The sequence below is a fragment of the Staphylococcus sp. EG-SA-15 genome, assembly GCF_017151895.1.
Classification (GTDB): Bacteria; Bacillota; Bacilli; order Staphylococcales; family Staphylococcaceae; genus Staphylococcus; species Staphylococcus aureus.
On record NZ_JACVZN010000002.1, the window covers coordinates 77,732 to 91,944 of the forward strand.

General features: G+C 35.2%; 15 protein-coding genes. 6 read left to right on the plus strand and 9 right to left on the minus strand.

What is annotated here, in order from left to right; all coding sequences use genetic code 11:
* Positions 1-35 precede the first annotated feature (35 nt).
* Positions 36-1,391: a multidrug efflux MATE transporter MepA gene (mepA, locus tag IDG64_RS02410; protein WP_000651048.1), complete on the minus strand. Its 1,356-nt coding sequence runs from the start codon at positions 1,389-1,391 to the stop codon at positions 36-38.
* A 106-nt stretch (positions 1,392-1,497) separates the two neighbouring features.
* Positions 1,498-1,917: a multidrug efflux transporter transcriptional repressor MepR gene (gene mepR, locus IDG64_RS02415; protein ID WP_000397416.1), complete on the minus strand. Its 420-nt coding sequence runs from the start codon at positions 1,915-1,917 to the stop codon at positions 1,498-1,500.
* Between the two features lie 211 nt (positions 1,918-2,128).
* On the opposite strand from mepR, the gene IDG64_RS02420 reads away from it, so the two are divergent.
* Genes IDG64_RS02420 through IDG64_RS02435 form a run of 4 tightly spaced genes read left to right on the plus strand, consistent with a single transcriptional unit; the run spans position 2,129 to position 6,179 of the window.
* Complete coding sequence (locus IDG64_RS02420; RefSeq protein ID WP_000954265.1) at positions 2,129-4,084, plus strand: BglG family transcription antiterminator; 1,956 nt, start codon at positions 2,129-2,131, stop codon at positions 4,082-4,084.
* Positions 4,085-4,088: 4 nt separating this feature from the next.
* The gene (locus IDG64_RS02425) at positions 4,089-4,532 is read left to right on the plus strand and encodes a PTS sugar transporter subunit IIA (RefSeq protein ID WP_000050769.1); all 444 of its coding nucleotides are present in this window, start codon (positions 4,089-4,091) and stop codon (positions 4,530-4,532) included.
* Position 4,533: 1 nt separating this feature from the next.
* On the plus strand, positions 4,534-4,818 hold the full coding sequence (locus IDG64_RS02430) for a PTS sugar transporter subunit IIB (protein WP_000699538.1): 285 nt from the start codon (positions 4,534-4,536) through the stop codon (positions 4,816-4,818).
* 14 nt (positions 4,819-4,832) lie between these two features.
* Positions 4,833-6,179 carry a PTS ascorbate transporter subunit IIC gene (locus IDG64_RS02435; RefSeq protein ID WP_001147984.1) on the plus strand — a complete coding sequence of 449 codons (1,347 nt, stop codon included), beginning with the start codon at positions 4,833-4,835 and terminating at the stop codon, positions 6,177-6,179.
* Between the two features lie 92 nt (positions 6,180-6,271).
* Here IDG64_RS02435 and IDG64_RS02440 read toward each other — a convergent pair whose 3' ends face one another.
* The 7 genes from IDG64_RS02440 to IDG64_RS02470 all read right to left on the minus strand — a co-directional run bounded on the left by IDG64_RS02440 (position 6,272) and on the right by IDG64_RS02470 (position 11,921).
* The gene (locus IDG64_RS02440; RefSeq protein WP_001060936.1) at positions 6,272-7,297 is read right to left on the minus strand and encodes an SDR family oxidoreductase; all 1,026 of its coding nucleotides are present in this window, start codon (positions 7,295-7,297) and stop codon (positions 6,272-6,274) included.
* Between the two features lie 315 nt (positions 7,298-7,612).
* A complete protein-coding gene (gene lplA / locus IDG64_RS02445; RefSeq protein ID WP_000280795.1) occupies positions 7,613-8,635 on the minus strand; it encodes a lipoate--protein ligase in 1,023 nt (340 codons plus the stop codon).
* Positions 8,613-9,557 carry an SIR2 family NAD-dependent protein deacylase gene (locus IDG64_RS02450; protein WP_001191955.1) on the minus strand — a complete coding sequence of 315 codons (945 nt, stop codon included), beginning with the start codon at positions 9,555-9,557 and terminating at the stop codon, positions 8,613-8,615. Before IDG64_RS02450 ends, lplA begins: the two co-directional genes overlap by 23 nt.
* The gene (locus IDG64_RS02455) at positions 9,547-10,347 is read right to left on the minus strand and encodes a protein-ADP-ribose hydrolase (RefSeq protein ID WP_000449077.1); all 801 of its coding nucleotides are present in this window, start codon (positions 10,345-10,347) and stop codon (positions 9,547-9,549) included. The genes IDG64_RS02450 and IDG64_RS02455 overlap by 11 nt, the downstream gene beginning before the upstream one ends.
* Positions 10,348-10,680 carry a glycine cleavage system H family protein gene (locus IDG64_RS02460; RefSeq protein WP_000731878.1) on the minus strand — a complete coding sequence of 111 codons (333 nt, stop codon included), beginning with the start codon at positions 10,678-10,680 and terminating at the stop codon, positions 10,348-10,350. It abuts the gene before it with no gap.
* A 33-nt stretch (positions 10,681-10,713) separates the two neighbouring features.
* A complete protein-coding gene (locus IDG64_RS02465) occupies positions 10,714-11,715 on the minus strand; it encodes an LLM class flavin-dependent oxidoreductase (RefSeq protein WP_000240062.1) in 1,002 nt (333 codons plus the stop codon).
* A 113-nt stretch (positions 11,716-11,828) separates the two neighbouring features.
* The gene (locus IDG64_RS02470; protein ID WP_001802007.1) at positions 11,829-11,921 is read right to left on the minus strand and encodes a hypothetical protein; all 93 of its coding nucleotides are present in this window, start codon (positions 11,919-11,921) and stop codon (positions 11,829-11,831) included.
* Between the two features lie 95 nt (positions 11,922-12,016).
* On the opposite strand from IDG64_RS02470, the gene IDG64_RS02475 reads away from it, so the two are divergent.
* On the plus strand, positions 12,017-13,216 hold the full coding sequence (locus IDG64_RS02475) for an NADH-dependent flavin oxidoreductase (RefSeq protein WP_000286465.1): 1,200 nt from the start codon (positions 12,017-12,019) through the stop codon (positions 13,214-13,216).
* 72 nt (positions 13,217-13,288) lie between these two features.
* Positions 13,289-14,116, plus strand: coding sequence for an alpha/beta hydrolase (locus IDG64_RS02480; RefSeq protein WP_000136016.1), 828 nt, complete (start codon positions 13,289-13,291; stop codon positions 14,114-14,116).
* Positions 14,117-14,213 lie beyond the last annotated feature (97 nt).

The following is a 14,213-nucleotide window of genomic DNA, read 5'->3' on the forward strand; positions in this document are numbered from 1 at the left end:
ACCGAAATATACTCAGCCAGAAGTGGACGAAATATTTAACCTTCTATTAATTCAGATGTATCAACTGTCAAACGATCACGTAATAAATAGACGATTAACATTGCTGCTAAAGCACAAAGTGACTCAGCAATTAATAATGACCAAATGACACCTGTTAGTCCAAACAAAGCATTCATAATAAATAATACTGGAATGATAATTGCACCTTGTAAAATGGCCATAATTGTAGCACCACGACCTTGCCCAGTCGCTTGAAGCATACCAGTAAACAAGAAACCTATACCATTTAATAATAATGATGCCATTGTTACTTTCAAAATAAATGTCGCCATCTCAACAATGGCTTGATCAGTAGTAAATAGTCCGACCATATGATGTCCAATTGTAAATACAGCACTCATACATACAACAAAGATAACGCCGATAGACATGATAACTGCTTTGATAACGTCTTTCATACGGCCTTTATTTGCCATAAAGTTATATGCAATTAATGGTACAACACCTTCACATAATCCCATGATAATAAGTTCTGGAAATTGCACAAGTCTAAATGAGATACCATAACTTGCAATCGCGAAGTTTCCATAATGTGCTAAAAATAAATTTAAAACTAATCCTGTGAATCCCATTAAGATACTCATTAAAAATGCAGGAATACCGATTTTAAAGATTTCAGAAAGCATTTCTTTATTAGGTTTCGCAAGTTTAATATTAACTGACACAACGTCACTATTTTTCATAAAATAAACGATAAAGAACAGAGCAGCAGCAACATTACTGATTGCAGTACCCAAAGCTGCACCAACAACGTTTAAATCAAAACCAAAAATTAAAATTGGATCTAAAATAATATTTAAGCCTACACTAGCTAACATACCAATCATAGAAACCATTGGTGCCCCAATTGCACGTGCAAATTGTTCTAATATGAAGAACAAAATTACAAAAGGTGCACTTAAAAACATTACTTTCAAATAATTACTTGTTAAAGCTAACGTTTCACCTCTCGCTCCTAAAATTGCTGCGATTTGATCACTGAATGGTAAAGCAACTAAAATCACGATAAGTCCTAGTGCAATACCACCATAAATAGAGAAACTACTTACAAATTTACTCTTACTATAGTCTTTCGCACCTAATAAGCGTGAAATATAAGTTCCTGCACCAACGCCAAATAAATTACCCAACCCCATTAAGATAGCAAATACTGGCAGTGTTAGTGAGATAGCAGAAATCATGTGGCTATCTTCTAAAAATCCTATAAAGTAAATATTTAATATGCCATAAATAACGCTTAATAAAGTCCCTATCATCATTGGCAATGAGAAATGCATCATCGCTTTAAATACTGGCGATTTCTCAAAATAATATAATTGTTCGTCTTTCATTGTTCAATACTCCTTGTCTTTTTCAATAATTAGCTTACTAATAATTAGATATCTAACTATAATATTAAAGATAAAGTGACTGATTTCTACCAGTCACACTTACCATTTATTGTAAACTAGATAACATTTTAGTTAAGTTTGCTTTCATTTGTTCATTTTCTTCTTCAGATAACTGCGATACGAGTGTTTGCTCCATTTCATCAAATATCGAAGTGAATGCTTCTACAAGTTTAATCCCAGAGGTAGTCAGTCCTATATTCTTTCTTCTCGTATCTTGTGCATCGACATAGCGATAGATCAGCTTTTTACGTTCAAGGTTTCTTAATAAATTACTGACAGTTGGACCTGTTCGTTGTAATGCTTTAGCAATATCATTTTGTGTCAGTCCATCTTGTTGATGTGCATAAAGATAACCTAACGTATGACCTTGCTCATTTGTAATATCAAATTGCTCTAACTTTTGATCAGCCTTTTGTTTCATCTCATGACTAATCATTCTAAATAAATACGAATAAGTGAATTCCATTTATTGCACCACCATTTCGTTAGATGTCTAACTAAATATACTGCGACATTTTTAAATTGTCAACATGAATATCTAATTTATTTTAAAAGTTCCTATAAAATCTTGCGCCATAAACATTTTGATATGCAATTTTTCGGATTAAAATATGAAAGAGATTGCATATCTACGTTTTTAAGAAATCGCTTACAATTACAAATAGGAGGATATTACGTTGTTAAGTTATAGACAAATCGAAATTTTGTATCTTTTAATTCATGAGCAAACGTTTATTCCAATCAATACCATTGCTAATCAACTTGGTGTATCACCTCGTACCATTCAATATGATATAGCATATATTGAGCAATATGCTGAAACTTATCATTACCAAGTCAGCCGTAATAAAGCTGCAGGCATCAAAGTAACAACAGCTCACGCGACACTATTAAATGAATTAGAGCACAATCTAACAAATCAAATTCATTTTTCAAAAGATGAACGACTCACACATATCGCTTTAAAGTTATTCGAAACAACCGATCCTGTTTCAACAAAGCAACTTGCGCAAGATGTTAATGTTTCGCGTCGGACAATTGCAGATGATATTAAAATGATACAGGCCCAACTAGATCAATACCATTTAAAGTTAAATTATGTCCACAATAAAGGATTCAATATTATTGGTGAGGAAGATCACTATCGTAAAGCGTATGCACACTTTATACATCAATATATGAAACAAGCTGCACCTTTTATAGAGGCGGATATCTTTAATTCAGAATCAATCGCATTGGTTCGCCGTGCCATTATTAAGACATTAAATAGTGAAAATTATCATTTAGTTCAGTCGGCTATCGATGGCTTAATCTATCATATACTCATTGCCATTCAGCGTCTAAATGAAAATTTTTCGTTCGATATACCTATCAATGAAATTGATAAATGGCGACATACTAGTCAGTATGCTATTGCTTCAAAAATGATAGAAAACTTAGAACGCAGTTGTAATGTCACATTTCCAGAGTCTGAAATTATCTTTATCACGTTACATTTACTAGGCTCTAAAATGACTGAACATACAGCATCTTCAATTACCTTTGAATACCATGATTTATCGCAAAATATACATGAATTGATTACTTGTGTTAGCCAAGAATTAGGCATTGATATGTCAAAAGATAACAAGTTACATACCAGTCTGATCACACATATCAAACCAGCTATACATCGTATTAAATACGATATGCTACAACCTAATCCTTTGAGGCAAGAAGTTATGCGTCGCTATCCTCAAATCATTGAAGCCGTTAGCAAGCATATTAGTCCAATTGAACAAGATGCTGCTATTCGCTTCAACGAAGATGAATTAACATACATTACAATTCACTTCGCATCAAGTATAGAGCGTGTTGCAACACATAAACAATCAATGATTAAGGTTGTCTTACTATGTGGTTCTGGTATAGGCACGTCACAACTTTTAAAATCAAAACTAAATCACCTGTATCCTGAGTTTCACATTTGGGATGCCTATTCCATTTATCAATTGGAAGAAAGTCGATTATTGCAAGATAACATTGATTATGTCATTTCAACAGTACCTTGTGAAATATCAGCTGTACCAGTTATTCATGTCGATCCATTTATCAATCAACAATCTCGTCAAAAATTGAATCAAATTATCAATGACTCAAGAGAACAACGAGTCATGAAAATGGCAACTGATGGCAAGTCACTCGCAGATTTATTGCCTGAACATCGCATCATTATAAATAAACAACCATTATCAATTGAATCCGCAATTGCAGTGGCTGTGCAACCTTTAATCAATGATGGCATTGTCTATTCAAATTATACAGCTGCAATTTTAAAACAATTTGAACAATTCGGGTCATATATGGTCATTAGTCCACATATTGCACGTATTCACGCTGGTACTGATTATGTACAGAATGGTGTAGGTTTCGCACTAACATATTTCACTGAAGGGATTATCTTTGGTAGTAAAGCTAACGATCCCGTTCACCTTGTAATTACATTAGCAACGGACCACCCCAATGCACATTTAAAGGCATTGGGACAGTTAAGCGAATGCTTAAGCAGCGACTTATATCGACAAGATTTCTTAGATGGGAATATTTTTAAAATTAAACAACACATTGCTTTAACTATGACAAAGGAGGCTTAATAACGTGTCATTAGACATTTTGTCAACAACACGCATCATTGTAAAAGAACAAGTAAATGATTGGACTGAAGCTATAACTATAGCTTCTCAGCCATTACTACAAGAACAAATTATTGAACAAGGCTATGTTCAAGCAATGATTGATAGCGTTAATGAACTTGGACCTTATATCGTTATCGCACCTGAAATTGCAATTGCACATGCAAGACCGAACAATGACGTACATCAAGTTGGTTTAAGTCTATTAAAGTTGAACCAACATGTGGCATTCTGTGATGAAAATCACTACGCATCACTCATTTTTGTATTGAGTGCCATCGACAATCATTCACACTTATCTGTATTACAAAATTTAGCAACCGTACTGGGCGATAACCAAACAGTCCAGCAACTATTAACTGCAACAAACGCACAAGACATTAAAAACATTTTAAAGGAGCATGATTAATATGAAAATTTTAGTAGTATGTGGCCACGGTTTAGGAAGTAGTTTTATGGTAGAAATGAACGCACAAGAAGCACTTAGGCAACTTAATGCACCATCTGATATCGAAGTTGAACATAGTGACATTATGACAGCAAGTCCAGAGATGGCTGACTTGTTTATTTGTGGTAGAGATTTAGCTGAAAATGCCGAACGTCTAGGGGATGTCTTAGTTCTTGATAATATTTTAGACAAAGCTGAATTACAACAAAAGCTCTCAGAAAAATTACAACAACTTAACATGATTTAAAGGAGGTACGACCTATGCAAGCAATCCTTAATTTTATAGTCGATATTTTAAGTCAACCAGCCATTCTTGTTGCACTGATTGCCTTTATAGGTTTAATCGTTCAGAAAAAACCTGCCGCAACGATCACTTCAGGAACCATTAAAACGATATTAGGCTTCTTAATTTTAAGTGCAGGTGCTGATGTCGTCGTTCGATCTCTTGAGCCATTCGGCAAAATATTCCAACACGCATTCGGTGTGCAAGGTATCGTACCTAACAACGAAGCTATCGTCTCACTAGCCTTAAAAGATTTTGGTACAACAGCTGCACTCATCATGGTCTGTGGCATGATTGTTAATATTTTAATTGCCCGCTTCACTAATTTAAAATATATCTTTTTAACAGGTCATCATACATTTTACATGGCTGCGTTTTTAGCAATCATTTTAACAGTCAGTCATATTAAAGGCTGGCTAACGATTGTTATCGGCGCACTCGTATTAGGATTAATCATGGCAGTCTTACCTGCATTACTCCAACCTACGATGCGAAAAATTACAGGGAATGATCAAGTAGCTTTAGGTCATTTTGGCTCAATCAGTTACTTTGCCGCAGGTGCTGTAGGTCAATTATTCAAAGGTAAGTCTAAATCAACGGAAGAGATTAAATTTCCAAAAGGCTTAAGTTTCTTACGAGAAAGTACAATTAGTATCTCGATTACGATGGCATTACTTTACTTCATCGCATGCTTATTTGCAGGCGTTAGTTATGTACACGAATCTATTAGTAATGGTCAAAACTTTATTGTTTTTTCATTAATTCAAGGTGTGACATTTGCTGCTGGTGTATTTATTATTTTAACGGGCGTTCGCTTAATCTTAGCTGAAATCGTCCCAGCATTTAAAGGGATTTCTGAAAAGCTTGTACCAAATTCTAAACCTGCATTAGACTGCCCTATTGTGTTCCCTTATGCACAAAATGCAGTATTAATTGGATTCTTTGTCAGCTTTATTACAGGTGTCATCGGTATGTTTATCTTATTCTTATTTGGTGGCGTCGTCATTTTACCTGGCGTAGTTGCACACTTCTTCTTAGGTGCAACGGCTGCTGTATTCGGTAATGCAAGAGGCGGTATTAAAGGTGCTGTTGCTGGCGCCGCTCTAAATGGTGTCCTAATCACGTTTTTACCATTATTATTCTTGCCATTTTTAGGCGAATTAGGTGGTGCTGCAACAACATTCTCAGATACAGACTTTTTAGCTGTCGGTATCGTGTTCGGTAACGCAGTAAAATATATGGGATTATTTGGTGCGATTCTATTTATTATTATCGTAGGTGCGACAGCAATTTTATTAAAAGGCCGTCAAAAGCCACAGCAATAGTGTTAACGTAAATATATAAAACACCGTCACATATTGAGTGAATGCCTCTTTTATCAAGAGGAAAGCCACTTACTTATGGACGGTGTTTTGTATTATATTAAATGATACTTAGCCATACTATCGACAGCTGCTAAAATTGCTTCTTTTTGTGTCGCAATCGGTTCCCAACCAAGAAGTATTTTTGCACGTTCGTTACTTACATTTCGATTCATATCTAATAAAAGTTTACCTTCTTTAGCTTGATGATTAAATTTAGCACCTAGACTCAAAACAAAGTCTGGTAATTTTTTAGTAGAAACTTTTTGAGCTATTTCAGGTCTCTTTTCTTTAATTAATTTTGCAATTTCCAACAAATTAATTTGTCCATCAGCTGTAGCAATAAATCGCTTGCCATTAGCCTGTTCATTTGTCATTGCCAAAATGTGTAGTTCAGCTACGTCTCTCACATCAACAACATTCAATGGAATTTGCGGTACACGTTTCATTGAACCATTCAATAAATTTTCTAATAAATGAAAGCTTCCTGAAACGTGTGCATCTAATGATGGCCCAAAAATTGCAACTGGATTGATTGTGGCAAATTCTACTGTTGTATTTTCATTCTCAACAAAATCCCACGCTGCCTTTTCAGCTAACAATTTTGATTTTTCATATACTGATAAGCCTGGTTCATCTTCATTTGTCCAATGACTTTCATTTGTGATTGAATTTTTATCTTTATTGCTAAAACCAACTGCACCAAAGTTTGCAGTCATCACCACACGCTTCACGCCAGCATGTTCTGCAGCTCTTAAAATACGTTGTATGCCTTCAATGGCAGGCTTCGCCATCACTTCTGCATCGTCTGTTTTACCGAAAAACACCGGAGATGCTACACTCAAGACATATTTACAATCTTTCATTGCTTCATCCCAATGTTCATCTTGTGATAAATCCGCTTCGACAAACATTAATCGCTCTGTGGAAATGCCATTGTCTTGCATTGTTTTAATTACTTTATCAGCTTTACTTAAATCACGTATCGTCGTTTGTACCTCATAACCTTGTTCTAATAATCGTGAAATAATTCGCATGCCAACAAACCCTGTACCACCGGTTACTAATACTTTATTATTCATCACATAATCTCCTCTTTGTGTCTATTGATTACTCATTATAGCAGTCATTATATTTTGACGTATATAAATAGACTTTAGTAGCTAGTATTTAATCTTACTTATATAAATGAAAATGAATTTATTCCTTTAAAAACTATCATTAACCATTTTCAAATACCCAATCACTAATAAACACAAACGCTATAAATATGATGTCTTTGCTAATTAACTAAATTCATTTTCAATCGTATGATCAAATTACATAACTACATAGTCACCATTTTAAAAGCAAATACACATATTCATTGAGGGTGTGACATTAACGCCTAAACAATATTAACTTAAAATCATCTCAACCAATGATTCTACCGTAACATTACCAAAATAATAAACGATGTCTAATTGCTTTAACTGATGCATTAAATCTTCTCTTGTCATTTTTGTTCCTTGTAATGCTTCTTCCACATCTTTTATATCACCTTGTCCAAAGAAATCCCCATAAATACGACAATCTGCGATACGATTTTGTTCAACAGAAATGGTAATATCTACAGTACCTGATGATAATCTTTCACTTCGATTATATTCATATTTAGGTGACTTACCATAATTCCAATCCCAATTTTTATACTTTTTATCAGCTAATTCATCAATCGCTTCCCAATCCGCATCAGATAATTCGTATCGTTTTGCCTCTTTAATGTCATCGATTCCCAAAATCTGCGTCACCATTAAATTTTTAAATTCTTCAATTGTTATATCACGATACTTTTCATCCAGTGCTTCTCTAAGATGACCAACACGTGCACGCACAGATTTAATCCCTTTCGATGCAATCTTTTTGCGATTAGGCTTTAACACTTTATCCATTGCTTCATAATTAACATCAAGTAATAGCGAATAACCGCCATAAATACGATTGTTCATTAATGTCATTGCGGCGCCTGACACTTTTTTGCCGTTCAATGTTAAATCATTTCTACCGCTTTGTATCACATCTGTTGCACCTAATGTATGCAATGCCTTTATAGCTGGTTGATAAAATCGTTGAAAATCACCATAAATTGAAGTGTCTTGTTCTAAAATACAACACATATTAACGGCACCTTTATCAACATACACAGCGCCACCACCAGTATCTCGGCGAACTACTTGAATACTGTGTTTATCTATATAATCTTGATTCACTTCTATAGCAGTATTTTGAAAACGTCCAATTTCCACTTTTGGATCACAATAATAAGGGAATAAAATATCTTCATCTAAAAAGATATGCTGGTTAACATAAACTTGCATAGCGAGTGCAATCGCACCATCAGTAATATATTCTCCATTCCTAATCGGTTCTATTAAGTACATCTTCTGTCTCTCCAATGTTGTTATTTTTCGTTGTGCTATCGTTCCGGAGTGCTGTTGTAATCAATGTTGAGATATCATCAGTCAAATGTATGGTACGTTCTTGAATTGAATTCGGAATGCGATATGCCTTTTTATTCATCGTCATATAAAGTGCATTTTCATTTTTACGTGTCATACGCTGAAAAGGATGCTTCACAAATTGTGGTGTAGTATAACCAATTCCAATTTCCAAATACAACACTTTATCATCTTGATGTTGCTCTAGAAAAGCATTATAACGATGTAGTTGCGCATGAAATTCAGCATCTTCAACCATCCCAACTTCCGCTTTACGTTTATTCACTTCCATTGGGGCATCACATTTTGGACATCTTGGAATCATCTCCCAAGGTATAAGCATATCTTGTTGCGCAACAACCATTTTACGAATTAAATCATCATTGCGATACGTTTGAGCATGACAATGCTGACTACACTGTTGCAGTATATACTCCCCTTGTATATGAAATACATGCGTCATATCATAATCAGCTACATCGAAAGCATTATCTGCATTCGTAGTTATAATGTGGTACTGTTTACCTTCCACCAAGGATTTTAAAGCGAGGTAAGACTGACCTACAGGTTGATCTAAATAGTTTAATGTAATAAAACGACTCTCAAATGCCCAATATTCTTGCCAACTGCCATAAGGATGTAAACTCGCTTGCAACATATCAAAGAAGCGATATTTTTCAATAAAATCTGGGAAATTTTCCGTAAAACGCTCTCCAACATATGTAAATCCGTCAGATGCAGACATGCCTGCACCAATTCCAATCACTATCGCATCTGCTTCATCAATCGCAGTACGCAATACTTCAGCCTGCTTTGTCTTTTCATCCATTAAAAGAGACATTGCATTCCATTTACTACTCTGCATCACGGTTCAATGCCTCCTTATACAGTTGTAAATCCTTATCTGTAAATACATTGAACACGACTTTCAATGTTGAATTTGTTTCTTTGAGATAGCTTTCTACTGTTCGAACAGCAATTTCTGCTGCTTCATCTTGAGGAAAAGCAAATACACCTGTAGATATACAGCAAAAAGCGACATGATTTAAACTATGTTGATCAGCCAATTTAAGACAGCTAAGATAACATTTAGCTAACAAGTCCTGATTCATCTTTGAAACAGGCAATCGACGTATTTGCGGACCAACCGTATGAATTATATACTTTGCTGGCAAATTATATCCACGTGTTATTTTGGCTTTACCTACACCTTCATTGCGCCCTTGTTGTCGAATGATCTCTGCACAATCAAGTCGAACTTGAACACCCGCTTTTGTATGAATAATATTATCAATGCAGTCATGATTAGCTTGCATACATCCTAGAAAACGACTATTTGCAGCATTAACAATAGCATCGATTTTTAACGTCGTGATATCACCTTGCCAAACAAAGATATTGTCACCTTTTATCGGCTTCAAATCCTTCAAATCCGTAACATGTTGACGATTCAAATCACTTAACATAGCATCTTGTACAGCTAAATATTCATCACTTACAGGTAATGCCGGTCTGACATTTGCTAAGCCTCGATATAATTCCCACAAATCTTCAAATGAAGATGGCATTACCAATACGTCATTGTCATTTCTCTCTCGACGCATATCATTGATTAAATATTCAAGTCTCGCTTTATTTGATTTTAACGTTTCCATTTAAGCCTCCGGTAATGCTAGGAATGCTTCTTTATCGACATCATCCAATTTGAACAACCAATTTTCTTCTGGTTTTTCAGAGTTTAAAATTGTCGGTTCTTCTTCCGCTTTTGTATTTCGCTCAATAATCGTTCCTGACAATGGCGTTTGCACATCAATGACCGTTTTCGATGCTTCGATACTCACAATTTCATCATCCACTTTAACTTCATCTGGACTTACGAATTCAACATAACCTACTGTCCCAATATCATCTTGCAATTCAGGTGTCATACTAAACACATACAAATCTCCTACTTTTTCTACCCATAAATAATTAGCTAACTTTTTCATCTTATCTTCATCCTTTCTCTTCTATTTAAAATGCTACAAATAGATTTCCGCGAGTAATTTTAATGTTTTACAACGCTGTTCAATGCCTGGAATAAGCGGTGCTACTAACACCTCATCAACTTCAAACGTAGCAATGAAATCATCTAATTGTGCTCTAACCTGTTCTTGTGTACCTGCAATGATGCGTGCTTGATGTGCTTGAATCATCTCTTTGTCTCGATCATTAAGCTTATACTTTTGCGCTGTGTCTACCGATGGAAAATGTTCAAATTCTGCAAATTGTAATTTACCTAATAACCAAACATCTAAGGCATGTTGCAATGCTGCTACTTCCGCTTCATTATCAGCTACAATGACAAATACAGATGCCATCACCTTTGCGTCCATTTTAATCGTTGATGCTTGGAAATGTTTTTTGTAAATATCAATGTTATCCTTCGCTGCATGTATCGCATTTATATCTGGTAGCAAAAATGTGCCAACAGAAAGCCCTATACCTAGTTCGGCAGCTATTTTGGCAGATGTTGCGCTACTACTTAATAACCACATTTCTGGAAAATGATCAATGTGTGGTTGGACACCTAACGTATGCGCACTTGGTTTATCCTTTATTGTAAGATAATCACGTAATAACGAAATCGATTCATCGTAACTATCATATGTAGGATTTATTCCATCTAAAGCTTGCTTTACCATAGTAGTACCCGGATTATTGCCAATACCTAAATCAATACGATTTGGATATAACGCTGCCATCATTCTAAAATGCTCAGCAATTTTATAAGGTCGATAGTGCGGCAACATCACACCACCAGAGCCAACTCGTATGTGATTTGTCTGCGCCAATGTATGCATCATCAAAAGTTCTGGACTACTACATGCAAACGCTGGTACATTATGATGTTCCGTAAACCAAATTCGCTTAAAGCCAAGTCGATCTGCTAATTTTGCAAGTGTCACTGAATCTTGCAATGCCTTTTGTGCATCCTTACCTTCATCTATTAAGGCATAGTCTAATACGCTTAATTTAACCAATCCGTCATCTCCAAACTTATCCTGTCATGTCAAACCGACATAACATTTTAGCGTTCTTAATACCATTCCCTCTTCATATACCCACGTATATGATAACGTTTTTCAATTAACTTTTATATCTTTTCGCCTTTATTTTTCTTTTTCATATTCATATTTTCAGACCTACAAATGCCATTCATTAGTTCAATTTTAAAAATGTTTTCCATGTACCAATTCTATTCTATCAAGACTGTTCATCATTGATTATTCATTCTTTCCATGGTACTTTGAAAACAATATTGAATAGAAAAGGAATCATAGTATGTACCGATACAAACCACTTTTACAATCAATCCACTTACCTAATGGCATCAAAATTTCGAATCGCTTTGTATTATCACCAATGACCGTAAACGCATCAACAAAAGAAGGCTATATTACAAAAGCAGACTTGGCTTATGCTGCACGTCGCTCTAATTCAGCTGGTATGCAAGTCACCGGCGCTGCTTACATTGAACCTTATGGTCAATTGTTTGAATATGGGTTCAACATTGATCATGATGCTTGTATCCCTGGATTAACTAACATGGCATCTACGATGAAACAACATGGTAGCCTCGCTATTATCCAGCTAGCGCATGCTGGTCGTTTTTCAAATCAAGCCATTTTAAATTTTGGAAAGGTGTATGGACCAAGCCCTATGACATTGCATTCACCGATTGAACACGATGTTATCGCCATGTCTCATGAGAAAATCAATAGCATCATTCAGCAGTATCGCGATGCTACATTACGCGCGATTAAAGCAGGTTTTGATGGTGTGGAAATTTCGATTGCACAACGTTTGCTGATTCAAACATTTTTCTCAACTTTTTCGAATAAACGTACAGACCATTACGGTGCCGACTCATTAAAAAATCGTGCAAGATTATGTTTAGAAGTTATGCGTGCGGTACAAGAAGTGATTGATAAAGAAGCACCTGACAATTTTATTTTAGGATTTCGAGCAACGCCAGAAGAAACCAGAGGCAGTGATTTAGGATATACCATTGACGAGTTCAACCAATTAATCGATTGGGTCATGGACGTTTCAAACATCCAATACTTAGCAATCGCTAGCTGGGGTCGACATATTTATCAAAATACGTCTCGTACACCAGGTGATCATTTCGGTCGACCAGTTAACCAAATTGTCTATGAACATTTAGCAGGTCGTATCCCTTTAATTGCAAGTGGCGGGATTAATTCTCCAGAGTCTGCTTTAGATGCTTTACAACATGCAGATATGGTCGGCATGTCTTCGCCTTTTGTCACAGAACCTGACTTTGTGCATAAACTTGCTGAACAGCGACCACATGATATCAATCTTGAATTTTCTATGGCAGATTTAGAAGATTTAGCCATTCCACATGCTGCTTTTAAAGATATTGTTAAAATGATGGATTATGGGGAAGGTCTAAAGAAGCATACCCGTGACGCTTTACGTCAATTGGAACAGAATTATCATGACTCATCGTCTTAAGACTATTTTTCATGGAAATTTAAGACAGTGTTATAATGACATCAATATCAAAAATAAGGAGCCTATTAAATCGTGACTGAAATTAAAGATAAAGTAATTACTAAAGATGCATTTGCATTACCTTACACAATTATTAAAGCAAAAAATCAACCAACAAAAGGCGCTATTGTCTACATCCACGGTGGTGGATTAATGTTCGGTAAAGCTAACGATTTATCCCCACAGTATATCGATATCCTTACGGAACATTACGATTTAATTCAACTAAGTTATCGTTTATTACCAGAAGTAAGTCTCGATTGCATTATTGAGGATGTCTACGCATCATTCGATGCGATTCAATCACAATATTCTAATTGCCCTATTTTTACCTTTGGCAGATCATCAGGTGCATATTTAAGTCTATTAATTGCACGAGACAGAGATATTGATGGTGTTATTGATTTTTATGGTTATAGTCGCATCAACACTGAACCTTTTAAAACAACTAATAGTTATTACGCAAAAATAGCTCAAAGCGTAAACGAAACAATGATTGCACAACTCACTTCACCAACACCGGTTGTTCAAGATCAAATCGCACAACGTTTTTTAATCTACGTTTATGCACGTGGCACAGGTAAATGGATAAATATGATTAACATTGCTGATTATACTGATTCAAAATATAATATTGCACCAGATGAACTTAAAACACTTCCACCTGTTTTCATTGCGCATTGTAATAGCGATTATGATGTTCCCGTTGAGGAAAGCGAACATATCATGAATCATGTTCCACATTCAACATTTGAACGCGTGAATAAAAACGAGCATGATTTTGATCGTAGACCTAATGACGAAGCAATCACTATTTATCGTAAAGTTGTTGATTTCTTAAACGCTATAACAATGGTGTAATATATCATTATTTTAAAAAACTCAATTTATCATCATGATAAACAGTTATTCGATCAACCATATTATTCATACAATTTATTAAGCTCATAAACAGATA